General features: G+C 57.6%; 22 protein-coding genes. 1 reads left to right on the top strand and 21 read right to left on the bottom strand.

Annotated elements, in window-relative coordinates; genetic code table 11:
* Positions 1-2 precede the first annotated feature (2 nt).
* The gene (locus KDN35_RS09410) at positions 3-773 is read right to left on the bottom strand and encodes a metal ABC transporter ATP-binding protein (protein WP_171567226.1); all 771 of its coding nucleotides are present in this window, start codon (positions 771-773) and stop codon (positions 3-5) included.
* A gap of 139 nt (positions 774-912) precedes the next feature.
* Positions 913-1926, bottom strand: a complete 1014-nt coding sequence (locus KDN35_RS09415; RefSeq protein ID WP_212132607.1) for a metal ABC transporter substrate-binding protein — start codon at positions 1924-1926, stop codon at positions 913-915.
* A gap of 169 nt (positions 1927-2095) precedes the next feature.
* Between KDN35_RS09415 and KDN35_RS09420 the strand changes: the two genes are divergently transcribed.
* Complete coding sequence (locus KDN35_RS09420) at positions 2096-2587, top strand: PCYCGC motif-containing (lipo)protein (RefSeq protein ID WP_212132608.1); 492 nt, start codon at positions 2096-2098, stop codon at positions 2585-2587.
* A 121-nt stretch (positions 2588-2708) separates the two neighbouring features.
* Here KDN35_RS09420 and nadA read toward each other — a convergent pair whose 3' ends face one another.
* The 19 genes from nadA to KDN35_RS09515 all read right to left on the bottom strand — a co-directional run bounded on the left by nadA (position 2709) and on the right by KDN35_RS09515 (position 22727).
* The gene (nadA, locus tag KDN35_RS09425; protein ID WP_171567223.1) at positions 2709-3653 is read right to left on the bottom strand and encodes a quinolinate synthase NadA; all 945 of its coding nucleotides are present in this window, start codon (positions 3651-3653) and stop codon (positions 2709-2711) included.
* A gap of 94 nt (positions 3654-3747) precedes the next feature.
* Entirely contained in the window at positions 3748-4611 is an 864-nt protein-coding gene (locus tag KDN35_RS09430) for an HAD family hydrolase (RefSeq protein ID WP_249179015.1), read from the bottom strand.
* Between the two features lie 273 nt (positions 4612-4884).
* On the bottom strand, positions 4885-6810 hold the full coding sequence (ftsH, locus tag KDN35_RS09435; protein WP_171567221.1) for an ATP-dependent zinc metalloprotease FtsH: 1926 nt from the start codon (positions 6808-6810) through the stop codon (positions 4885-4887).
* A gap of 69 nt (positions 6811-6879) precedes the next feature.
* Positions 6880-7419 (bottom strand): hypoxanthine phosphoribosyltransferase, encoded by a 540-nt coding sequence (gene hpt, locus KDN35_RS09440; protein WP_171567220.1) that lies wholly within the window; start codon positions 7417-7419, stop codon positions 6880-6882.
* A complete protein-coding gene (tilS, locus tag KDN35_RS09445) occupies positions 7416-8843 on the bottom strand; it encodes a tRNA lysidine(34) synthetase TilS (RefSeq protein WP_212132635.1) in 1428 nt (475 codons plus the stop codon). The genes hpt and tilS overlap by 4 nt, the downstream gene beginning before the upstream one ends.
* Positions 8815-9282 carry a threonine/serine exporter family protein gene (locus tag KDN35_RS09450; RefSeq protein WP_216369542.1) on the bottom strand — a complete coding sequence of 156 codons (468 nt, stop codon included), beginning with the start codon at positions 9280-9282 and terminating at the stop codon, positions 8815-8817. Before KDN35_RS09450 ends, tilS begins: the two co-directional genes overlap by 29 nt.
* Before the next feature lie 6 nt (positions 9283-9288).
* Positions 9289-10038, bottom strand: coding sequence for a threonine/serine exporter family protein (locus tag KDN35_RS09455; RefSeq protein ID WP_171567219.1), 750 nt, complete (start codon positions 10036-10038; stop codon positions 9289-9291).
* Positions 10039-10054: 16 nt separating this feature from the next.
* Positions 10055-10978 carry a serine/threonine protein kinase gene (locus tag KDN35_RS09460; protein WP_171567218.1) on the bottom strand — a complete coding sequence of 308 codons (924 nt, stop codon included), beginning with the start codon at positions 10976-10978 and terminating at the stop codon, positions 10055-10057.
* Positions 10968-11723, bottom strand: coding sequence for a vWA domain-containing protein (locus KDN35_RS09465; RefSeq protein WP_212132609.1), 756 nt, complete (start codon positions 11721-11723; stop codon positions 10968-10970). The genes KDN35_RS09460 and KDN35_RS09465 overlap by 11 nt, the downstream gene beginning before the upstream one ends.
* A gap of 72 nt (positions 11724-11795) precedes the next feature.
* Positions 11796-14270 (bottom strand): stage II sporulation protein E, encoded by a 2475-nt coding sequence (gene spoIIE, locus KDN35_RS09470; RefSeq protein ID WP_212132610.1) that lies wholly within the window; start codon positions 14268-14270, stop codon positions 11796-11798.
* 294 nt (positions 14271-14564) lie between these two features.
* Positions 14565-14930: a S1 RNA-binding domain-containing protein gene (locus KDN35_RS09475; protein ID WP_171567215.1), complete on the bottom strand. Its 366-nt coding sequence runs from the start codon at positions 14928-14930 to the stop codon at positions 14565-14567.
* Positions 14931-14972: 42 nt separating this feature from the next.
* A complete protein-coding gene (locus tag KDN35_RS09480; protein ID WP_171567214.1) occupies positions 14973-15281 on the bottom strand; it encodes an FtsB family cell division protein in 309 nt (102 codons plus the stop codon).
* Between the two features lie 21 nt (positions 15282-15302).
* The gene (gene yabQ / locus KDN35_RS09485) at positions 15303-15875 is read right to left on the bottom strand and encodes a spore cortex biosynthesis protein YabQ (protein ID WP_171567213.1); all 573 of its coding nucleotides are present in this window, start codon (positions 15873-15875) and stop codon (positions 15303-15305) included.
* Complete coding sequence (gene yabP, locus KDN35_RS09490; protein ID WP_171567212.1) at positions 15872-16156, bottom strand: sporulation protein YabP; 285 nt, start codon at positions 16154-16156, stop codon at positions 15872-15874. The genes yabQ and yabP overlap by 4 nt, the downstream gene beginning before the upstream one ends.
* 151 nt (positions 16157-16307) lie before the next feature.
* The gene (locus KDN35_RS09495) at positions 16308-18347 is read right to left on the bottom strand and encodes a copper amine oxidase N-terminal domain-containing protein (protein ID WP_216369541.1); all 2040 of its coding nucleotides are present in this window, start codon (positions 18345-18347) and stop codon (positions 16308-16310) included.
* A gap of 162 nt (positions 18348-18509) precedes the next feature.
* Positions 18510-19178 carry a tetratricopeptide repeat protein gene (locus KDN35_RS09500; RefSeq protein ID WP_171567210.1) on the bottom strand — a complete coding sequence of 223 codons (669 nt, stop codon included), beginning with the start codon at positions 19176-19178 and terminating at the stop codon, positions 18510-18512.
* Between the two features lie 90 nt (positions 19179-19268).
* Positions 19269-19562 (bottom strand): RNA-binding S4 domain-containing protein, encoded by a 294-nt coding sequence (locus KDN35_RS09505; protein ID WP_212132611.1) that lies wholly within the window; start codon positions 19560-19562, stop codon positions 19269-19271.
* A gap of 21 nt (positions 19563-19583) precedes the next feature.
* On the bottom strand, positions 19584-21059 hold the full coding sequence (yabN, locus tag KDN35_RS09510; RefSeq protein ID WP_171567209.1) for a bifunctional methyltransferase/pyrophosphohydrolase YabN: 1476 nt from the start codon (positions 21057-21059) through the stop codon (positions 19584-19586).
* Between the two features lie 30 nt (positions 21060-21089).
* Positions 21090-22727: a putative polysaccharide biosynthesis protein gene (locus KDN35_RS09515; protein WP_212132612.1), complete on the bottom strand. Its 1638-nt coding sequence runs from the start codon at positions 22725-22727 to the stop codon at positions 21090-21092.
* Positions 22728-22858 lie beyond the last annotated feature (131 nt).

The raw sequence follows: 22858 nt of genomic DNA on the forward strand, positions 1-22858 counted from the left end.
TGTCAATGATGATGAGCGAGCAGCTTCACCGTATCGCCGTACATCTGCTGCAAGATGCGCTCGTGACTGTGGGCAAACTCGTCCGCCGTCCCGTGGAAGTGCAGCCGCCGCTGCAGGCAGGCCACCTTGTTCACCCACTGGGTCATCACGCCCACATCGTGGCTGACGATCATCATCGTCATGCCGTTCTCTTCCTTGAGCGAGCGCAGCAGCTCGTAAAACTGCTCGATCGATTCCTGATCCACGCCCACCGTTGGTTCGTCGAGGATCAGCAGTTCCGGCTCCGCCACCAGCGCCCGGGCGATAAACACCCGCTGGAGCTGACCGCCAGACAGGCTGCCGATCCGCTGATCCAGCTTTTCCGCCAAGCCGACGCGTTCCACCACGTCCCGCACCTTCTCGTGATGGTGCGGCTTCAGGCGGCGGAACAGCCCGACCTTGCCCACCAGGCCGGAGGAGACCACTTCCCGCACGGTAGCCGGAAAACCGCCCGCGCCGTGGGCAGCCTGCTGAGCGACGTAACCGATCTTGGTCCAGTCGCGGAACCGGGAGAGCGGCTGACCGAACAGCTCCACCTTCCCTTTGGTCGCCGGCAGCAGACCGAGGATCAGCTTCATCAATGTCGATTTGCCCGACCCGTTGGGACCGACGATGCCGACAAAATCCCCCCGCTCCAGCGTAAAGGTGACGTCGTCCAGCACCACTTTATCTTCGTATTGAAAGCTGACCGAAGTGAGCTGTACCACGGCCTCTTTGTGATGCGTCCGTTCCATAAGACAATCCCTTCTCAAATCGGATTTATTCAGATTTGCTCCCTTCATCCTACTACGATTAGCCAAAATCCTCAAGTATACACATATCCTTCGCATTCACCGGCACGGGCAAGCACACTCGGAGGACAATCTCGTCTTCTTACTGCAGCGCTGTGCGCAGCATGTTCAGATTGTCGCGCATGATGGAGAGATAATCCTTGCCGGACTGAGCTTCTTGTTCCGTCAGTCCTTCCAAGGGGTTGAGCGTGCCCGTTTTCACGCCTGCCTCTTTGGCGATGACCTCCGCCACTTTCGGAGAGACCAGCGTTTCAAACAGAACGTAGGAGATGTTGTGCTCCTTGATGTGCTCCACCAGTTCCTTCATGTCGGAAGGGGACGGTTCATCCGCCGGGTTAAGTCCGGAGATGGCCACCTGTTTCAAACCATAACGGTTCGCCAGGTAAGCAAATGCGCTGTGAGAGACCATAAATTCTTTTTTCGGCGCCTTTGCCACCATCTCCTGAAACTCCTGGTCAAGCTGGTCCAAGTCGCTGGCCAGCTGCTTGAAGTTCGCTTCGTAATCGGCCGCGTGCGCCTGGTCTTTTTGCGCCAGCGCCGCCTTGATCTTTTCGGCCTGCTCCTTCAGCATGGTCGGGTCGAGCCATACGTGCGGGTCAAACTGCCCGTGCTCGTGCTCGTGGGCCTTTGTCGAGCCTCCTTCCTCATGCTCCTCGTGTCCGTGTTCCGCGCTCCCTTCCTGATGTTCGTCACCGTGCTGGTGACCCTCCGCGGCCTTGAGCAGTTCCAATCCTTCCGTGGCGTTGATCACAACCGTTTTATTTTTGTCGAGACCCTCGACCGCCTTGTCCACCCACGCCTCAAAGCCATTGCCGTTGTAGATGAACAGATCGGCTCCCGACAGGCCGACCATGTCCTGTGCCGTCGGTTCAAAATCGTGGGGTTCAACGCCGGTCGGCACGATGTTGGTTACCTCGGCGTGATCGCCGGCGATCCGCTTGGCCGCGAACTCCAGCGGATAGATGGAGGTGTATACTTTCAGTTTTGACGCGCCCGCATCTGTCTGGGGCCCGTTTTGGGAGGCGTCCTGCGCTCCGCAGCCGGCAAGCGCTGCCGCCGTGATGACACTCAGTATAGTTAACAGGCTCTTTTTCATCCTTACTCGTCCTCTCCAAATTCATAATCATTACGATTTACAAGATGTCGTTCTTAATTATACAGACAGATGACCGGGATGTAAATAGGATTTATTCCGATTTACCTGCTGGCTTTCACACTTTCTGCACAAGGATATGATATGATTGTCGCAAGGAGGTATGTCCCGCATGAAACGGAAACCGTTGCTCGCCATCAGTCTCCTGGCGGCGGCCCTGATTGCCGGCTGCGACGGGCAGGATAATGCCCAGGGCGACCACTCCGGTCACCAACAGCACGCCCCCAATGGAGACCTGCAGGAATTGACCGCCTCGGCGGACCAACTGCCCAGCTTTTTGAACGATCTGGACCCCCAGATCGTAGCGGCCTATAAAATCGCCGCCGCCAACCGCGACCTGTTGAAATCCATTCCATGCTACTGCGGCTGCGGGGAAAGCGCCGGCCATCAGCACAACGGCAACTGCTTTATCAAGGAAGAACGGGAAGACGGCTCCATCGTCTGGGACGAACACGGCACACGCTGCGGCGTCTGCATGGAAATCGCCATCGTCTCGTCCAAACTGAAGCAGGAGGGCAAATCGGTCAAGGAAATCCGCCAGTTTATCGACGACACCTACAAGGAAGGCTACGCCGAACCGACGACTACCCCGATGCCATCGTAATTACGCGCGCCCTGTCTTGCCGGGGACGCGCCCGCTGCATGTGCCCCCACAAGCAAAAACCTGCACCCTCGCGCATCGTGCACACGGGTGCAGGTTTTTTCCTGTTTGCTCGCCTGTGTCGTTACGCCGGCGCCACTTCCAGCATGCGCTCCAACGAAGCGCGAGCACGGTTGGCGATATCCTCCGGCACGTAAATTTCCGGCTTCATGTTTTCCAAGGCTTCCACGCATTTTTTCAGGTTGTTTACCTTCATGTTCGGGCAGACCAGGTACTTCGACGCAAAGATAAAGGTTTTGTCCGGACTGTCCTTCTCCAGCATGTAGCGCGTGCCGTCTTCGGTCCCGATGATGAACTCCTTGTGGGAGGACTCGCGGCAGAACTTCAAAATGCCCGTCGTGGAACCGACGTAGTCTGCCAGGGCGACCACTTCCGGACGGCACTCCGGATGGACGACGACCAGCGCGTTGGGATGCTGCCGTTTCAACGTCATGATGTCTTCGACGGAAAGCTGGTCGTGGGTGTTGCAGTACCCTTCCCAGATGATCATTTTCTTGTCGGTAAACTGGGAGACGTAGTGGCCCAGGTTTTTGTCCGGCACCCAGATGATCTCGTCACTGTCGATGGACTCGATCACGCGTTTGGCGTTGGAAGACGTACAGCAGATGTATGTTTCCGCTTTCACGTCTGCCGAAGTATTAATGTACGCCACGACTTTGGCGTTGGGGTGCTGAGCTTTGAGGCGGCGCAGGCCTTCCACGTTGACCATGTCCGCCATCGGACAGCCGGCCCGCTCGTCGGGAATAATCACCTTCTTGTTGGGATTGAGAATTTTTGCACTTTCTCCCATGAAGTGAACGCCGCAGAACAGTATCACGTCCGCATCGGTCTCTTTCGCCTTTTGGGCCAAACCAAACGAATCGCCAATATAGTCAGCCACTTCCTGAATCTCCGGCCGTTGGTAGTAGTGAGCCAAGATAATGGCATTGCGTTCTTTTTTCAACTGCATCAGCCGTTCGCGTAACTCAGCATTTCGCTGCGCTTTCTTCTCTAACGCCAAGGCTTCCATGGAATATCCCCCTACATGGTGTCGTAACTTAGGGCCATTGTAATCCCAATGCTCCCCCTTGTCAATGTATTGTCCTTGGGGGAACTGCTGGTTTTTACCCGCGCCCGAGCACGCGTTCCCGGATAAACCGGGCGACCCCGTCTTCATTGTGGTGCGGGGCAATAAACCGGGCGATTTTTTTGATCGCCGGGTCCGCATTCTCCATCGCCACGGAGTAGCCGGCATGGGTCAGCGCTTCGCGGTCGTTGTCCGCGTCGCCAAACGCCATGACCTGTTCCGGGGTAAAGCCCCACTTGCGGATAAAATAAAGAAGTCCCTCCCACTTGGACGCGTGTTTGGGAATCACCTCGATGTTGTACGGACCCGAGGTAGTGATTGCCGCTGACTCGCCCCACTGTTCCAGGCGCTGACGCACCGGTTCCAGCTGCTCCGGTACAGGGTGCCAGATAAACAGCTTGACGATCTCCGCTTCGCCTGTCGATACCAGCCGCATCATCTCCTCCAACGGTGCGACGCGGGCCCACTCGTAAAACGCATGGCGGCGCAGCTCCAGGCCTTCCACCGAAGCATCCTCCCCGATCAGCGTTTCGATGCGCTCCCGGTCTTCCTGCACCATCCAGCGGTTGCCGGCCGTGTCGTGCAGTTCGTAATACAGCAGTTCCTGCCGAAGTGTATCCACCACTTCCCGCACCATGTCCGCCGGCAAAAAGGTGCGCTGCACCAGCCGTCCGTCCGCTTCGTACACGGCCGCCCCGTTGCTGCAGACGTAGCCGTCAAAGGGAAAGCCGTCAATCGGAAGTCGGGCCGACGGGTACGTTCTGCCCGTCGACAGCACCAGCTTGCAGCCGCTGGCCTGGAGCAGACGGCACGCCTCCCGAGTCGCCTCCGTCATCCGTGCGTCCTCGTTCAACAACGTACCGTCCATGTCAAAAGCCGCCAAGCGCAGTTGGGAAAACAACGCCATCTCCTCCTTTGCTAATAGAAAAGCGCAGGCTGACGCTCCTGCACTTTTTCCTTCCGTACGTGTTCCGTTGATTCACCTTCACTGTACCCGATTCTGTTCCCAGTTTCAATAGGAGGGACGCATAATTCCCGATCACGCCAGGCGGCCTAGTTCTCCCCGCCCATAAGCAGGCAGACCTCGACTGACCCCGCCTGGTCCGAGCGGGCCCTATCACCCATGACACCACGGACTTTGTCTCCAAACGAAAAGGAGCGCACACAGCGCTCCTTATGCCTTCGGTTCTTCGTTTGTCTCTTCGTCCTTTTTGGGCTGGATATTGACTACGACATCGCTGTTGTCCGCTGCCGTGTCGTCTTCTTCCAGTTTGCCCGTTTCGATCAGCCGCTTGATCTGCTCCGCATCCAGCGTTTCGACGCGCAGGAGCGTGGTCGCCACCAGCTCGAGCTGGTCGCGGTGCTTGATGAGCAGCTCTTTGCATCGCTCGTAGCACTCGTTGATGATGCGCTGCATCTCCTGGTCGATCTCGTAGGCGATCTGGTCGGAGTAGTTGCGCTCGTGGCCGATGTCGCGGCCGAGAAACACCTGTCCCTGGTTGCGGCCGAACTGCATCGGGCCCAGACGGCTCATGCCGTACTCGGTGATCATGCTGCGAGCAATTGCCGTCGCGCGCTGGAAGTCATTGTGCGCACCGGTACTGATGTCGCCCAGCACCAGCTCTTCTGCAACCCGTCCGCCCAGCAGACCGGTGATCTTGTCAAGCAGATCGGACTTGGTGGCAAAAAAGCGGTCTTCTTTTGGCAGCATGACGGTGTAACCGCCTGCCTGACCGCGCGGAATGATGGTCACCTTGTGCACCATTTCCGCATTTTTCAAATGATAGCCGACGATGGTGTGACCCGCTTCGTGATATGCCACGAGACGGCGTTCTTCCTCGCTGATGACGCGGGATTTCTTGGCCGGTCCGGCGATGACGCGGTCGATCGCCTCGTCTACCTCTTCCATGCTTATCTGCTTCTTGTTTTTCCGGGCGGTCAGGAGTGCCGCTTCGTTCAGCAGGTTCTCCAGATCGGCGCCGGTAAAGCCCGAGGTCCCGCGGGCGATGACGTCCAGCTTCACATCGTCGCCGAGCGGCTTGTTGCGGGCGTGGACTTTCAGCACCGCTTCCCGTCCTTTGATGTCCGGGCGGTCTACGGTAATTTGTCGGTCAAAACGTCCCGGACGCAGCAGGGCCGGGTCCAGAATGTCCGGACGGTTGGTGGCAGCGATGATGATAATGCCTTCGTTGCCGGCGAACCCGTCCATTTCCACGAGCAATTGGTTCAGCGTCTGCTCGCGTTCATCATGGCCGCCGCCCAACCCCGCACCGCGCTGGCGGCCGACGGCGTCAATCTCGTCGATAAAAATAATACATGGCGCGTTTTTCTTTGCGTTTTCAAACAGGTCGCGCACGCGGGATGCACCCACGCCGACAAACATCTCCACGAAGTCAGAACCGGAAATGCTGAAAAACGGCACACCTGCCTCGCCTGCTACGGCTCGCGCCAGCAGGGTTTTACCCGTACCCGGAGGGCCGACCAGCAGCACCCCTTTGGGGATGCGGGCACCGACTGCGTTGAATTTGCGCGGGTCCTTGAGGAAATCGACGACTTCCTCCAACTCCGCCTTCTCTTCGTCTGCCCCTGCCACATCGTCAAATGTAACGCGTTTCTTCTCTTCGTTGTACAGCTTCGCGCGGCTTTTGCCGAAGTTCATCACCCGGCTGCCGCCGCCCTGGGCCTGATTCAAGAGGAAGAAGAACAGGATGAAGATGATGACAAAAGGAATGATCGAGGTCAGGAACGTCAGCCAGATGCTGTTCCCTTCCTGCGGGCCAAATTCGACCCGTTTCACTTTTTGTGCATCAATCTTTTCGTTCAGCAGCGCGATCATATCCGAATCGTACAACGGCACGTACGTGATAAACTTTTCGTTTTCCTGTCCCTGAGATTTCAGCAACGTACCTTCCACGCGATAGGTGCTGCCCTCGGGACGAAGGGAAAGCTCACTAATGTTGTTAGCTTGCAGTTGTACCCGGAATTCCTGATATGTAAGTTTCGCAACCTTATCAGAACCGGAGAGGATAAAATTCACGATCCCGACCGTGACAAGAAATATTAGTAGGTAGAACCCGGTGTTACGAAAAAAGCGATTCATTCCTTACCTCCTCTCACGAACAGACACTTTTCACATTTTACCATAGGAAGCAGGGTCTTCACAACAAAGCTACTTGGTGTACACTTCCGGTTTCAACACGCCGATGTACGGCAAGTTGCGGTACCGCTCGGCATAATCCAGCCCGTAGCCGACCACGAATTCGTCCGGAATGGTAAAGCCGCTGTAGTCCGGCGAAATGTCCACTTTGCGCCGTTCCGGCTTGTTCAGAAGCGTCACCACTTTGACCGAAGCTGCCTCCCGGTGGCGAAGCAGTTCCACCAGACGGCTCAAGGTGAGACCGCTGTCCATGATGTCCTCAACGACCAACACGTGCCGGTTCTGTACGGAGGTGTCCAGGTCCTTCAGGATTTTGACCATGCCGCTCGACTCCGTGCCGCTGCCGTAGCTGGAGACGGCCATAAAGTCCATTTCGCAGGGGATGTTCATCTGCCGGATCAGGTCAGCCATGAACAAAACGGCCCCTTTCAGCACGCAAATGACCAGCGGGTTTTTGTCCCGGTATTCCTCGCTGAGAATGTCACCCAGCTCTTTTACTTTTGCAGCGATTTCTTCCTGTGTCAGCAAGATCTTCTTGATGTCGTCATTCATAATAAAACCTCCCGCCAATCTTCTCCAAACTCAACTTCCATGTACAAAACCCGCCTGGTCTGATCATCGACAGGCGCTGTGGCGGAACGACGGACGCCGGGCACCCAGATCAACTCCTCTCCCGACACCACAAGCGGCAGTTTGTCCCGCCACGCCAGCGGCACCTTGGCGTCGATCAGGAGCTCTTTCAGCTTTTTGGCATGTTCTGCACCAAACGGGGTGAACCGGTCACCCGGGGTTCGGCTGCGTACGAACAGCGGCCCGGGAAGCCGATCCGCATCAAAAACGACCGCATTGTCCGGCAGTTGTGCCCAATCGACCGGGCTTTCACGAATAACCGTATGTATCCTGGTTCCGCTCTCCGCGATCAAAGTCGTCCCTGGGACAACAAGCGGGTATCGAAAACCGTGTATCTGGCGATGACGTCCATCACGCCGGAAACAAACCTGCCCGTACATTCGCTGTACGGTCACCTGTTCGGGCAAATGCAGCTCGGCTGATGGACGGTTACCCTCTATCATGTGCAAAACGGCCTCCACATGCTGCGAAGACCATTCGGTTTGCCTTGAGAGATAACTTAATATTAGAGTAATCATTCTCCTTTGTAAAGCAACGTCACAAGTTTGAAATTTGTCAATATCAACCGTTACAGCGTCCGGTTTCCTCCGGGTCACCACCTGTTCCAGGCGCCATTCGCTTTCCCGCTGCAGATACGCCTCATCCTGCCGCACCGCATCCGAAAGCGACAGGATGTGTTCGCGGTAGCGTTCGTTCACCTGCTCCAACAGCGGCATGACGTCCAGCCTGAGCAGATTGCGCTTGTACTTTCGCGAGCGGTTGCTGCTGTCCTCACGCGGCGCAAGGCTGTTCTCGCGGCAGTAGCGCTCCAGATCGGACCGGCTGGTCGACAGCAGCGGGCGCACCAGCTCGATTTTGCCCTCCTCCAGCCAGCGGCGCTGCGGCATGCCAGTCAGGCCGTGCAGCCTCGTTCCGCGCAGCAACCGAAACAGGATCGTCTCCACCTGATCGTCGGCATGGTGCCCCAGCGCCACTTTGCCCGCGCCGTGACGTTGAGCCACCTGCCTGTACAGCTCGTAGCGAATCGCCCGGCTGGCTTCCTGTGCCCCCATCCCCGTTTCTTCCATATAAGCGGGGACATTCCGTTCAAACAGGTGAAACGCGACCCCGAGCCGCCGACAGAGAGCCTCCGCGCAGCGGGCGTCCTCCCTCGCTTCTTCTCCGCGAAAGCCGTGGTTGAGGTGCACCGCGTGCAGTGTCCAGCCATAGGGATAGTGTTGATTTAGCGACCACAAGATATGCAGAAGCGCCGTCGAGTCGTTTCCGCCGGACAGGCCGACCACGATGGTGTCGCCCGACGTCAACAGCCCCTCCCGCTCAATGTGGCTGCGCACGTTTTCCAGCACGTTTTTTCGCATGGCGGACTCCTTTCCAGATGGTCACGAGCGACACGCCAAAAATCAGCCCGAAGGCAATCGCACCGGCCACCATCGCCGTCTGCGTAGCCAGCGATATTCCCTCCATGTTCTGACCGTTGACGAAGGCGAGCATCGCCTTGTAGGCCAGCGAACCGGGCACCAGGGGAATAATGCCGGCTACGCTAAAGTTGGTCGACGGGACGCGCAGAAAGATGGAAAGCAGTTGGCTCAACAGCGAGACAGCCGTCGCCGCGGCAAACGTGGAGAGCATCACTTCCGCCCCCCACAGCGGCAGCAGGGAAAAGACCAGCCATCCCGTCATGCCGGCCAAACCGCAGGCCAGCAGTGTACGGACGGGCACGTTAAACAGCATTCCCCACGCGATCGAAGAACACAAGCTCAATCCCAAACCTTTCAACAGAATCATCGCACCTCACCTCGTGAACCACAGGGTAACCGCTGTCGCCGCTGCCACGGACAGTGCCGTGAGCAGCGCTTCCGCTCCTCTGGACACGCCGGCCACCAGATCGCCGGCCATCAGGTCCCGCAGCGAGTTGGTAATGGCAATACCTGGAAACAGCGGCAGCATCGCCCCGATGATGAGGACGCTGATGCGCAGTTCGGGAAACAGCGTAACGATAAGCAGTGCCAGCATTCCGCCCAACAGCGCGGAGACAAACTCAAAGAAAAATTTCACCCGGAATAACTGTTCAAAAAAATCGGAGCTTAATCTGACCGTTACGGCCGCCAACGCAGCCGGCAGCAGTTCGTACCAATATCCGCCGGAAAGCATGGCAAAAGAGCCGCTGGCCATGCCAGCCGCCACAAGCTGCAACCACTTCGGATAAATGGTTGTTTTCTGATCGATTTCACAAAGCATCCGATACGCCTGCTGCAAGGTGATTTGCCCGGAGACAAAGCGGCGGGACACGTCGTTGGCAAGCGTGACCTTGTTCAGATCAATGGTTCGGTGGGGGGTGCGAATCATACGCGTATGGTCCTCCCCATTGATGCGAAACGAAAGAATAATGCTGGTCGGCGTCGCCGAGCTGTTGACCGAATCCATACCGGCCGCCCGCGCGATCAACGTCATTGTTTCCTCTGAGCGGTACGTCTCGCCGCCGTTCTTCAACATGATTTCGCCTGCCAACAGGCACGTATCCATAACCAAGTCTGGGGACACCGACAAGTCACACCCTTCACATCATCCATGCGTAATACAGAGTCCCCGCAAGCAGCAGCAAGGAGGCGACAAACAGCCCTCCCACCAGCTTACCCGCAGAGTCGGACGCCTGTTTGCCCCGATGGCCGATCGTACGCTCGCGCACGATGGCGAGCATCTCCGACCGCATCTCCCCTGCAGATGCGTACTTGCCGTGAAGCGCTTTTACAAGGGAAACCCGATACGGGTACAGGCTGTCACTGTTCCGTATTATATCACAGAGCAGACTGGTTTGACGCGGTTCCTGGCGCCTGCTTTTCCACATTTCCGGATCTGCCGACAGACGCACGGCCATGACCGCCAGGGAAAACAGGTCGTACGCGATGTCGGCCCGCCGGTCACCCGCCTGCCATGCGGCGCGGTCGTACTCCTCCGTGAACTGGCGGACTGCGTTCCCCATTTTGGTGACGCCTCCGAAATCAATGAGCCGAACCTGCTTGTCCGCATGGGTGACCATCACGTTTTCCGGTTTCAGGTCGCCGAACACCCAGCCGTGTCGGTGCAGTATCTCCAACCGGGCCAGCAGTTGGATCATCAGGATAGGCACCCAATCGGTCCCCATCCGTTTGACATAGCGATCCAACTGCTCCCCCTCCAGGTATTCCATAGCGTAAAAGGTAAAGGTCTTGCCGTTGATGACCAGATCATCCACGTCGCTGACCAGCGGCGCCACGCGAGCATCCCGCCCCTGCTGCACGCTTTTCAGCACGTTCACTTCCATTAAAAGGTCCATTCCCTCCGCCCCGACTTTGACGGCCCGCCGCACGCCTCCCTGGGCGGCCAGATACACGGCGCCATTCGCCCCGCGTCCCAGCTCCCGCAGGACGCGGTACGACTTTTGGTTCCATTTGCCGCAAAACTGCAGGGGCAGGTCGGGTATCGTCGGTTTGTTAGAAGACATGGTCGCGCAGACTGCCGTCGTCTTCTTCCTGTTCGTTACGGAAGCGTTCGGACAGCGAAGCCGGGAGCTGTACGTGCTCAAAGAGCGCAATCGCTTCTACGATCGCCGGTCCGGTAGGCGTGATTCCGCTCATGGTCAGCCCGGACGTCAGCTGATGCGCCTGTTCTACCTGATCTGTCCACGGAATGCGCACATCCAGATGCTTTTGTTTCCCAGGAAATGAACAAACGGCCATGCGGCTCTGCCCGCTGCGTGAGCGCAAGCTGATGCTGAAATCGTGGATCGCCTGCTGAACGGCGCTGAGCTTTGATTTCATACTGCCGGACGTATCGACAAGCATGACCACGTCCAGACGGCTCCGTTCCCCCAGCTCGTCCACCATGCCTGCTACCTGGACCCTCTTTTCCGGAGACAGCACGTCGATGGCGGAATCGCCTAAAATCTCCTTCAATTCCTTGTTGACGACATGGTGGATCGTTCGAGTCATGGCTTTTCGCGTCAGCATCTGCACCGTTTGCGCCAACTGCTGCGGGTAAACGATGTCGTACAGACCTCCGCCCGCATTTGCGATCTCGCGGATTTCCTTTTCCCCCTGCTCGCCCATATCGCCCTTGTCAATTACGCCGATGACGTTTACCGTTATGCCTTGTTCCCTGGCCAGTGCCGCTGCTGCCACCGGGCTTATGCCGGCATTAGAGCAGCCGTCTGTAACGACCAGAATTTGCCGCAGTGTAGCTTCTTTCACAAAAATCTCCCCATTCTGCCTATATTTGTATTTCGCTACCAGTATCGACAGAGGGGAAGGGAATCATACCTTTCAGCTCACGACCCGCGGCCGTTCCAGCTTGGGCATCCCGTGCACCTGGATGGCCGACCACTGCGGCACAAAACGGTCGAGGCGAGCCACCAGCACGGTCATATCGTCGACAATGCTGCCGGAGTGCTGCCGGATCACCCGCTCCAAAAGCAGGTCGGCCACTTCCTGCGGGTCGTCCGTCTGCAGTTCGGAAATCATCCGCTTCATCCAGACCTGCCTGTTTTCGATGTGTCGGGGCGCCTCGTAAATGCCGTCGGACATCATGATTAGCAGGTCGCCTGGCTTCAATGTCCGCGTAACCACATCCACCTCGATATCCTCCAATATGCCGGCGGGCAGGTTGCTGGCGGTTACAGTGATGACGTCATCCCCCCGTTTGATGAAGCTGGGGGTAGAGCCGATTTTGACAAACCTGACATGGGCGGTCTGCAGGTCGATCAGCGCGAGATCGACCGTGGCAAACATCTCGTCGGTGGAGCGCAGCGCCAGTACGGAATTGACGGTCTTGATCGACAGTTTTTCGTCGATACCCGACCGGAGCAGCTGCTGCAGCATGTCCAACGCCGACTGGCTCTCCAGATACGCCCGCTCGCCGTTACCCATACCGTCGCTGATCGCCAAGGCCATCTTGCTGTTGCCCAGATCCATCGTGCGGAAACTGTCGCCGGACAACAGCTTGCCGTCCTTGGCGGCGCCGGCCACTCCGATGTCGATGTCGAACGCTTTGGCGGAAGCAAGGCACATCCGGCACGCCCCATCCTTTTGCGGCTCGCAGTGCCGCTCCCTCACCACGATGTTCTCGCCCAGGATTTCGGTCAGCATCGGAGCGACGATTTTGGCACACTCGTCCCGTCCGTAACAGGTCGGCTGGCTGATCTCGATGTCTACCTTGCCTTCTTCCAGGTTATGGATCTCCACACGACGCACAGACAGCCCCAGTCCTTCCAGGGCCTGCGACACCTGCTTTTCCTGCAGGGTCAGCTCCATGCCCTCCCGCTGAATCTCGCGGGCAAAATCGCTCATCACCCGGGAGACACCTGACAGTTGGTCGGCCACCAGCTTGCGGCTTTCCCGCACCTGCCGCTTCAACTGCTCAAATGACTGCTCCCGTTCGAATTCCTGCTCCATTACGGTAAACACCTTGTCCACCTTGACACATTTGCGCTCCCAGTCGCGCGGCGGAGTGACGCCGGCCAGCGTGCCGGTTTCGTACAGTTTTTCCGCCAGCCAGCGCATCCCTTGATACGTGGCCTGCGTATCCTTTTCCCAACACTGTTCTTTTTTCCAGCACTTCTGGCAGGTAAACGAGGTCACCCGGCTCAGGAAGACGTCTGCCTGTTCTTCCCGCTCCTCGGCGTCGGACGTCTGGGCAAAGCTTTTGGAAAGCTGCGTGAACAGCTCGGCGAACTGCTGGATTTTCCCCGCCGTCACATCCCGCACGCGCCGCATGTACTCCTGGTGGGATTGCAGGTTTTCCGGCGTGCCGGGGATGAATCGGGCGACTTTTTTCCACAAAGCCGCCGGCGTCAGGACGAACAGGAGGATGGCCAGTCCCGATTCGGTCAACGACAGGTACAGGGTGTCCTCCGCCCCGCCGTAGATCGCCAGAATCGCCGTGCCGATCAAAAGCCCGGCGGAGACCCCTGCCTTGCCCGCCTCCTTGAGCAGTCCGGCCAGCAATCCGGAAAAAGCGAGCAGATTGATTTGCAGCAGCGCGCTGACGTTGGCCAGGCTGAGGATAAGACCGGTGACGACCCCCACCGCTGCCCCGATCGTCCCGCCGCCGGTAAAGGCAAACAGCAGCAGCAGGTAACGGGAGAGCACGTGTTCCATGGAGACGCCTTCGACGACCCAGTCCACCGTCCCCGTCATCAGCGACGCCAGCAGGATGACGAGCGACACCACTTCTTCATTTTTCAGCGGTTCGTACGGTTTGGCCAAATGGACGATCGACAGCGACTGGATGAAGATCAGCGTCAGCACAAAGCTGAGCACGCCCTCCACCGCCACCATTACCAGTTTGTACGTAGTTACCTGATTGGTAATGACAGCAAACAGCAGATGGCTGACGAACACCGTCACGAACACCAAAAGAGGCGTCCGGGAAAAATCCTTCCGCCGGAACCGCTCGCTCCATTTGCATACGAACAGACCAAGTGCGACACTGATGGTCGCCTGCAGGCCCAGCGGAATCGCCTGCGAAAACGCCCCGAGGATCAGCGCCGCAGCCGAAATGATTACGCAATCCCGACGCAGGTAGTACATCACCATGAGATACGGCACAACAAACGGCGACAGCTCCTCCAGGATCAGGGCTCGTCCGAGCAAAAAGCCCATCAACATCGGAAGGACATGCCATTTTTGTGCGGTATCTGCGACCTTTTGCCCCCAGCTGCCTGTCGCCGCTTCCCATTGTTGTGAGACACGGCGCGCCCATACATGGCCCGTGTCGGATATGTTTTTGTTTGCGATCATCGTTACACCACCCCGTTCTGGCATCAATGTGGTTACCATTATACGGAGGTGGTTTTGTAAATTTTGTCAAAATACCTTGAAGCATTCTCAGAATCGTGCGACAAATTCATTGACGCAAAGGGACAAAAAAAAACCGACGTTTTGGCGGTCAACGTCGGCTGACAGGTGATTCGCGCTTAGCGAAACGGGCTTAATAATTACCATTCGTCACGTTTTTAAAATGCCCTTCCTCAATTTATCGTCAAATTGCGCATTTTTGTTAGAAAGAAAAGTGAAAAAAGTCAAAACCTTTCGCTAACGACCTCGTCCTCGCTTGTCCCGTTTTTTCCGCAGAGACATCTGGCGGTCTTCGCTGTCCTTGAGGAACCGGCTCAGCTTTTCTTCAAACCCGTCTCCTCGCTCCCGCTGGGGACGCGGCCCCCGCTCCTTGTCCCGGGCTTTTTTAATGGACAGGCCAATCTTGCCGTCACGGACGTGCAATACCTTTACCGTCACGACATCGCCCACTTTCAGGTGCTGGTGAATATCCCTCACATACGTGTCCGCAATTTCGCTGATGTGCACGAGACCGGTCACGCCGCCGGGCAGCTCCACAAACGCGCCGAATTTCGTGATGCCAGTCACTTTTCCTTCAAGCTTGCTCCCTACCTCGACTCCCATGAAAGTGGAAAGCCTCCCTCTGCTCGTAGATAACCTGAGCGACTATTCCGGAATCACGTATATGCTCTCCCCAGGCTTGGTGAGAAACCACTCTTTTCGCGCCAGTTCGGCGATGTACTCCTGGTCGTACAGACGGCTTGCCTTGTAAGACAGCTCCGCTTGCTGCTGCTGTACCTCGGCCGCTTCCTTCTTCAGGGTTTCCAGCTCCGCTTCCTTCTCAGACAGCATTCCACTCTGGAGGTAGAGTGTGTAGCCGATCCAGACAAACAGGCAGAGGACGAAGAACAGAAAGAGACGTATCCTGCGCTTTTGCCCTTTTCTGTTGACGTGAGAGGGGGATGGTGTAGTCATGTCAGGCCACCTCTAATGTCGTTACTCCTGCTTCTTCTTAGAGTGAAACCAATTCTTCCAATTGGTCCAAAATCCTGTTGTGTTTCGGTACATTTTTTTCCCCAAATGCCGACCCCATCTGGCAAAAGGAGACGCGGTGTAACGCGCCAGCTTCCACCCAAACCCGAACACGGTCATCACGGCCGCGTACAAAGACGCAAGCAACATGAAGACCAGGCGGTAGACAAACAGGATGGGACGGATGATGAGCAGGTCAATCACCCGCAAAATGGTTCGATATAACCACTTACAAAATTTTATCACGGCCATCAGGAATTGGATATACTTCTTACTTCCTATGACAAAATACACCCATGCCCCAAACAACATGCCGAGAAAGATGGGAAACCGTACAATGCCGTCATTCACCTTGACCAGGATGAAAAACACAAGCCCCATGCTGCCCAGCCAGAACAACACGTCGCAAACAAACAACAGCCACGCCGGCAGTCTGCTTCTTCCTGTCAAGACGTGGTAGGTATCGTACCCCATCCCCATTAGCGCCCCGCACGCCGACATGACCAGAACCGTTTGAATCTGAACGGCAATGCTCACTTGAACAACTTCCCGAAGAATCCTCTGGACCGGTCGCTGGCGTGCCCTTGTTCCAGATAGACCATTTCGTGAACCAGGCCGTCAATCGCCACTTCTCCGGTCTCCAGACTGAGGTTTTTCATATGCAGGTTCTGGCCGCGTATGGTTAAATAGCCGCCTTCCGTCTCCAGCAAGAACTCCTCGCTGTCAAAGCTTTCGACGTTTTTCACTCCGGAAATCGCCAGGCTGCGGCGGTTGATCATCACGACTTCGTGGCGAGGCCGCTTCATCTGGTCGTTCATCCTGCTCCCTCCTAACGTACCGCTTCTTGTACCATCGTATGGAGGGGGATGTCCTTTTAGACCAAAAAACAGCCCCACCGAAGATGACGGTGAGGCTGCCCCAACACTAAGCCCCGTTTCCGCGGAAACGGGGCAGCGTGCTTTCGTGTGTTTACTTGTACACGGTGTAGTTGCCGTTGTAGTAGGTGATCTTGTACTGCGTCCGCTCGGCGACGAATCGGAGCGGCACGACCGGCATGTTGTTGCGCGCCTGTACGGCGACCGGCAGCGTCACCGCCTTGCCGTTGACGGTCGCGGTCTTGGACCCGACCGTGAACTGGATGGTAGTGCCCCCGCTGACGATCCGCGCGGAGGACTTGGTCCAGGTCACGGACATGCCGAGCGCGTCGCGGAAGAAAGACGCGGGCATCAGCGTGTGGCCGTTTACGGTGAACGGCGCTGCTGCCAGGGCTTGCGTCTTGCCCTGTTTGGTAAACGACGCCACGTTTGCCTTGAAGCTGACTGCGTTTGGCGACACGATGGTAACCGGGCGGGAGAACAGCACTCCCTGCTGTTCGGACGTATAAACCCCGATGCTGTAGGTGCCCGGCGCAGCCGGTGCGGCGATGCCTGCCGACTCCAGCACGTTGATTTGGACCGGCACGTTAACCGGGAGGTCTTGCGCCGGGTAGACGAGCACGTTCTTGCCGCGAACGCCGACGTACGCGGCCGCAACCCCGTTGACGGTCACGCTGTTCGGCTGGATGTACGCCGGTACGCGGAATTCGAGCGGCAGTACGATTTCGACAAAGCCCTTGTTTTTCTCCAGCGGCATGCCCAGTGCCTTGATTCCGACCTGCAGGCCGGTGACTGCCTGCGCCGCCGTTTTGGTCAGCCCCACTGTGGCCGTGCTGTTGTCCACAGCCACCGGCGCGGCGGGAACTGCCATACCGGTGATGTCGAACGGTTTGGACCAGTACTTTTTCTTGTCCACCGTGACGACCAGCTCGTACGATCCCGCTGTTTTCGGGTTGGTCACAAAGGCATCCAGGCCAAACTCAATGCTCAGCTTGCTGCTGCTGCTAAACCGGCTGGGCGTGCGAAAAGAAACCTTTCCGCCGCTGACGCCGACGTTGGTCACCTGTTCGCCGTTCACCTTGATCGCGGACTCGGAGATGAAGGGCGGGACCATGTCCACACTGGGAAACTCCACCGTGATGTCGGTGCCGCCGCTCACTTTGGCGGACAAATTCAGATCCATCCGGTAACTGCTGCGGGCCCCCGGAGCCTTGTCGGAGAGGGCTACGTCAAAGGACGCCTTTTTGGAATCCTTGATCTCGACTTTCTCCGACTCGTACGTACGATTGTTGTACGACACCTTGTACACGTAGCTGGTTCCGGCCTCGGACGGGTTTTGAATATCCGCCGATGTGGCAAACTCCAGCTTGATGTAGTTGTCCCCGTCCGCGCCGCTGGGCACCTCGATTCGCACGGTGTCACTGTCCGTGACGGAGACGTTCTGGGCTTTGTAGCTGTTAACCTTGACATCGGATTTGTCGATGCTTTTCGGCAGCATGTCCTTTGCCGGGAAATCGACGTAGATGTACTTGCCCTTTTTCAACTTGTCCGACTTGGACAGGCTGATTTTGCCCAGCGTCAGCGAGGTGGAAGCTCCCGCATCTTGACTGCTTTGGCTGACTTCGAACGATTTGCTGCTTGTTTTGTTGCTGCTTGAGGATTTGCCGACGGACACCTTGTAGCTTTTTGACGACTCGTTTGAGGTCTCCACTTTGATGGTATAGTCGCCCTTGCTTTTCGGATTGGTGATCTTGTCGATCGTCAGGGTCAGCGTCGTGTCCGCCTTCACCCGTTCGTCCACTTTTACTTTGACGGTGGTCTTGCTCACTGACACGCTCTTGATGTCGATCGAGCGGCCACGGTCATCCTCCAAGCTGACGTCCGACCGTTTCAGACTTTTGTACACCTTGTAATCGCTGGGAAACTTGACGATGATCTCGTCTCCGGCCTTCAGGTCCTTGTCGATTTCAATCTCGATCGTGTATTCGGTCTCCTCATCCGTGTCCGGATCGTCTGCTGAAACATCTTCCACGGTCAAGGCATGAACGGTCTGCGGAACTGCCGCGAACGGCCCGGTCAACACCGTGACGGCCAACAGCGCGGACAAGCCTGTTTTCGCGCTTTTGTTCACCATTAACGCCTCCTTTTCCTGCAACTCCCTCCATCATAGGAAATGAGTGGGAAAGAAGTCGTTACAAACAGGTAACAAATCCCTGCGAACCGCTTTCTCCGGTGTTTCCCGCAGCCGTGTTCGCTGCACCCTGATGGCCAGGAGGCCGCATTCACGCGTCGATCTTCATCGATTCAGCCACGCCAGCAGCGCCCACCGCCGTTCCATGCGCCGCTTGTAGGCCGGCAGTCCGCGATAGACCTCAACCGCCTCGCGAAACGCCTGCTTGGCCCGTTCCTTCTGCGTAAGCTCCGCGTACAGCTTCCCCAGCTTGTAGTAGACCTCGCACGACGACGTGTGCATGGACGCCAGCTCTTCCAGGAACCCCAGCGCCTTTTCGCGCTGGTTATGGGCGGCATAGGCTTCGCCCAGCCGGAGGTACGGTTCCCCGTATTTGACGCGCGGATTGATCGTCAGAGCTTGCTGAAGCAGCCGCTCTCCCTCCTCCACCCGGCCCAATTTGAGGCAGCAGATGCCGCGATCGCTCAGATACTCGGCCGATTCTCCCATCGACGGCGCTATCTCTTCCAGATAGGCCAATGCCTCCTCGTACCGCCGCCTCTCCATGAGCAGCCGGGCGGCCTCCAGCTTTGCCGAGGTGTCGTGCGGATTGAGCGCTACCTGACGCTTGAGCGCAGCCAGACGCCGGTTTTGGCGAAACGGTTTGGTAATGTCGGGCAGCAGCCGGACAAAGCGAAGATCAAGCAGATACAAAAGAAGCAAAATGATGATCAGGGCGGCAAACGGGTTGCCGGTCAGCCACCACAAGATCGAAAACAAGAAGACTTTCCCCACAGTTTCTCCCTCTATTCTTCGCGTAAGTTGTTCGCTATTACTATAAGAGGCTCCCTGGTCATTGTCAATTTTTGTTAGAAAAAGAAAAGACTACCCTATGAGGTAGTCCTCTTCTTCCTTTTCGTCGCGCGGCACCGGCACTTCGCCTACTACGGTGTACAGGGAAGCGGCCTCCTCCTTGCGCGGGTTCTCCTTGATGTCCTCCACTTTGACCACGACGATCTTCTGGCCGAAGCGAATTGCCAGTTTGTCGCCGATCTTGACAGTGCTGGAGGCTTTCGCAGGCCGGTCGTTGATTTCCACGCGCCCCTGATCGCACACTTCCTTGGCCAGGGTGCGCCGTTTGATCAGCCGCGACACTTTCAGGTATTTGTCCAACCTCATGGACACGGTTCCCCCCTTCTTTTATTCGCGGTGTTTTGCTTCCTCCCACCAGGCGTCCATCTCCTGCAGATTGGTCTCTTCAAAGGTACGGCCTGCCTGGCGCAGTTTCTCCTCGATGTAGGCAAAGCGGCGCTTGAATTTGCGGTTGGTCTTCGCCAATGCTTCCTCCGGGTCCAGCTTGAGGAAGCGGGCGAGATTGACGACCGCAAACAGCAGATCGCCCAGTTCACCGGCGCGCTCTTCCGGCGCAGCTTCCCGCAGCTCCCGGAACTCTTCCTCCACTTTCCCGAAAACGTCGGCGATGTCGTCCCAGTCAAACCCGACTTCTGCCGCCTTTTTCTGCAGCTTGTAGGCGTACATCAACGCCGGCAGGTCGCGCGGAATGCCGTCCAACTGCGACCGGGAGCCAGGCTCGATGCCTTTGGCCGCCTTTTCCCGGGCCTTGATTTCCTGCCAGTTGGCCAACGCTTCCTCCGCGTTGCCTGCGCTTTTGTCGCCAAACACGTGCGGGTGACGGCGAATCAGCTTTTCGTTTAGCCCGGCGACGACGTCGTCTACAGTGAAGTAGCCGTCCTCCGCCGCCATCTGGGCATGCAGCATGATCTGCATCAGGAGGTCTCCCAACTCTTCGCACATCGCGTCGGGATCGTCGTCGTCGATGGTCTCCAGCACCTCGTACGTCTCTTCGATCAGATTCTTGCGGATGCTCTGATGGGTCTGCTCCCGATCCCATGGACAGCCATCCGGGCTGCGCAGGATGGCGACAATCTCTTTCAAATAGGCAAACTGCCGGTAACGCACCCGCTCGTCCTGCGTCGGCGCCACGTAGACCAGTGTCAGGTTGCCGAAGTGATCCAGCCGGTCCAGCTCGTACAGCGGCACCGTTTCGATCCGCTCCTGTCCGGCTACGCCGACTGCGGTCGCCACCGTGACTGGATGCTCGTCCGGCAGTACCTCCATCAGCGTCAGCTTGACGTCGGAGGCCACAAACCTGTCATACACCTGAGCGATAATGGTGTGCAGCATCGGATTTACCTGATCAGCCCGCATGTCCGTGCCGTCCAGCAGGGCAAACCCCTCGATCGGATCGATCTGCAGGCGGGCAAACAGCGGATCGAGAAAACTTTGTCCGCCTCCGATCACAACACGGACCTCTCCGTTCGCCTCCCGCTCCAGCAGCAGTTGGACAGTTCGCTCCGCCACCAGCGGATGACCGGGCACAGCGTAGACAATGCTGCCCTCCTCTGCCGTTTTTGCCAGAAGCGTCTCGACAATCCGTTCGTACACCTCTGCAAATGTCCCGTGCTGTTCGTAAATCTCGTCGAACGACTCGTAGGCGACACCCTCCGCGGCCAGACTGGCCACCACCGGGTGCTCCCGGGTTCTGAGGTAGAGCTTTTTAGCCTGCTTCAATGTACGGTAGACCCCGTACGGCAGTTGTTCCAAATCGCCCGCGCCGAGTCCGACGACCGTAATCGTGCCCGCCGCATCACTCATGCGCCGTCCCTCCTTGTTTTCCTTCTCAACTCATTGTCCGCGCAGCAGACCAATCCGTTCCAGCAGCGCAACGATCCGTGCCCCCTTCGGCAGGAAGCGGAGATCGTCCCGCGTCAATCCGCCCGTTTTCAACAGCGCCAGCAAATAGACCACTGCGCCACACCCGACCGCTAACAGGGCCGTAAGCGTGTAGGTAATCCGGCTGGACGAAAGCGCGCCGGGCGCCAGCATCATGCATCCCCATTCCACCACAAGCACGACGACGGACATGATCAGCACCGACAAAAACGGCTTCTTGGCGATCTGCCGCAAACCGATGCGCGCCTTGGTGTACTTGACGACTCCCAACACGTTGAGCCCCATGGCGACCAGATACGCCATCACAGTGGCAAACGCCGCCCCGGCAATGCCCCAGAACGGCACCAGCGCCAGGTTCAGCACCAGTTTGAAGACGACTCCGATCAGCAGGTTGCGGGCCGGGCGCATCACCCGTCCCATTCCCTGCAGGATGCCGGCACTGGCGATGCTCAGCGTGGCAAACAGGATGGTAAAGGCCTGGATGGCCAGCGCTTCCGTCCCTTTGTCGTCGCCGTAGAGCATGATGTTGACCGGCTCTGCCAGCAGCGCCAGTCCGACCGAAGCCGGCAGTCCCAGCAAAAAGGTGAGCCGGATCGCCACTTCCGAACGGCCGGCAATCAGCCGGTACTGCCGCTGTGCCGCCGCCTCGCTGATCGCCGGAACCAGCGCCAGCGAGAGGGAGGTGGCGAAAAACGTGCCAAACTGAATCAACGGCTGCCCCCTGTCATAGGCGCCCTTTGCCACTTTCGCCAATTCTTCCTCCATGCCGCTCCACTGCAGCATGTTGACGACGGTCAGCGAGTCCACCAGCGGGATCAGGGGCAGCACCAGCGCCCCCATGCAGATTGGCAGGGCGTAAAACAACAGGCTTTTCAGCACCTGCCGGTTGCCCCAGACAGCCACGTCGGCCGATTGGGTCACGCCCTCCCCGATCGGTCCGGACTGCTTGTCCCTTTTCCAGTACCACAACAGGACAAGCACCGCCGCCACCGCCCCGGGAAATGCGGCGAAAACTGCGCCCGTTCCTGCCAAATAGGCGTCCTGGTAGACGCTCATGGCCCAGAAAGCGGCCAACAGAATGAAAACAACCCGGATCAGCTGTTCAATCACCTGCGATACCCCGGTCGGCATCATGTTTTGATGTCCTTGAAAGTACCCTCGCAAAATGGCTGCCATCGGCACGATCGGCAGCGACCAGGCGACCGCCCGTAGTGGGGTGACCAGGTGTTCATCCCCCATGAAGCTGGCGATCAGCGGTGCCCCGCCGTACAGCAGCGCAAAGAAAAAGAACCCCAGCACCACAAGTGTGACGCTGGCAACGCGAAACGCCTTGCGCGCGCCAAGCACATCCCCGACCGCGATGCGTTCGGAGACAATCTTGGAGATGGCGATGGGAAACCCGGCCGTCGCCAGGATCAACAGCGTGGTATACAGCGGATACACCTGCATGTAGACGTACAAGCCGATGTCGCCGGCAATATTTTGGTACGGGATGCGGTACACTGCACCCAGCAGTTTGGAGACCAGCCCGGCTGCCCCCAATATGGCCGCTCCTTTTACAAATTGGACGGATGCCTTTTCCTGAGCCATGCGCGTGATGTTCTCCTCTCAAAACACAAACTGCGTCCATTATATCACAACCGATCAACGGGAAGAAAAGCGGGGGATTGACGCGTCCTCCACCTCCGGACGTAAAAAAAAACAGCCCCGCCGCACGAGGC

This window comes from Brevibacillus sp. NL20B1 (genome assembly GCF_018195675.1).
Lineage (GTDB): Bacteria > Bacillota > Bacilli > Brevibacillales > Brevibacillaceae > Brevibacillus > Brevibacillus aydinogluensis.

Excerpts from the sequence above, each read along its gene's own strand:
- KDN35_RS09410 (WP_171567226.1), bottom strand. The coding sequence starts at position 773 with ATGGAACGGACGCATCACAAAGAGGCCGTGGTACAGCTCACTTCGGTC.
- KDN35_RS09415 (WP_212132607.1), bottom strand. The coding sequence starts at position 1,926 with ATGAAAAAGAGCCTGTTAACTATACTGAGTGTCATCACGGCGGCAGCG.
- KDN35_RS09420 (WP_212132608.1), top strand. The coding sequence starts at position 2,096 with ATGAAACGGAAACCGTTGCTCGCCATCAGTCTCCTGGCGGCGGCCCTG.
- nadA (WP_171567223.1), bottom strand. The coding sequence starts at position 3,653 with ATGGAAGCCTTGGCGTTAGAGAAGAAAGCGCAGCGAAATGCTGAGTTA.
- ftsH (WP_171567221.1), bottom strand. The coding sequence starts at position 6,810 with ATGAATCGCTTTTTTCGTAACACCGGGTTCTACCTACTAATATTTCTT.
- hpt (WP_171567220.1), bottom strand. The coding sequence starts at position 7,419 with ATGAATGACGACATCAAGAAGATCTTGCTGACACAGGAAGAAATCGCT.
- KDN35_RS09450 (WP_216369542.1), bottom strand. The coding sequence starts at position 9,282 with ATGATTCTGTTGAAAGGTTTGGGATTGAGCTTGTGTTCTTCGATCGCG.
- KDN35_RS09460 (WP_171567218.1), bottom strand. The coding sequence starts at position 10,978 with ATGTCTTCTAACAAACCGACGATACCCGACCTGCCCCTGCAGTTTTGC.
- spoIIE (WP_212132610.1), bottom strand. The coding sequence starts at position 14,270 with ATGATCGCAAACAAAAACATATCCGACACGGGCCATGTATGGGCGCGC.
- KDN35_RS09475 (WP_171567215.1), bottom strand. The coding sequence starts at position 14,930 with ATGGGAGTCGAGGTAGGGAGCAAGCTTGAAGGAAAAGTGACTGGCATC.
- KDN35_RS09480 (WP_171567214.1), bottom strand. The coding sequence starts at position 15,281 with ATGACTACACCATCCCCCTCTCACGTCAACAGAAAAGGGCAAAAGCGC.
- yabP (WP_171567212.1), bottom strand. The coding sequence starts at position 16,156 with ATGAACGACCAGATGAAGCGGCCTCGCCACGAAGTCGTGATGATCAAC.
- KDN35_RS09495 (WP_216369541.1), bottom strand. The coding sequence starts at position 18,347 with ATGGTGAACAAAAGCGCGAAAACAGGCTTGTCCGCGCTGTTGGCCGTC.
- KDN35_RS09505 (WP_212132611.1), bottom strand. The coding sequence starts at position 19,562 with ATGAGGTTGGACAAATACCTGAAAGTGTCGCGGCTGATCAAACGGCGC.
- yabN (WP_171567209.1), bottom strand. The coding sequence starts at position 21,059 with ATGAGTGATGCGGCGGGCACGATTACGGTCGTCGGACTCGGCGCGGGC.
- KDN35_RS09515 (WP_212132612.1), bottom strand. The coding sequence starts at position 22,727 with ATGGCTCAGGAAAAGGCATCCGTCCAATTTGTAAAAGGAGCGGCCATA.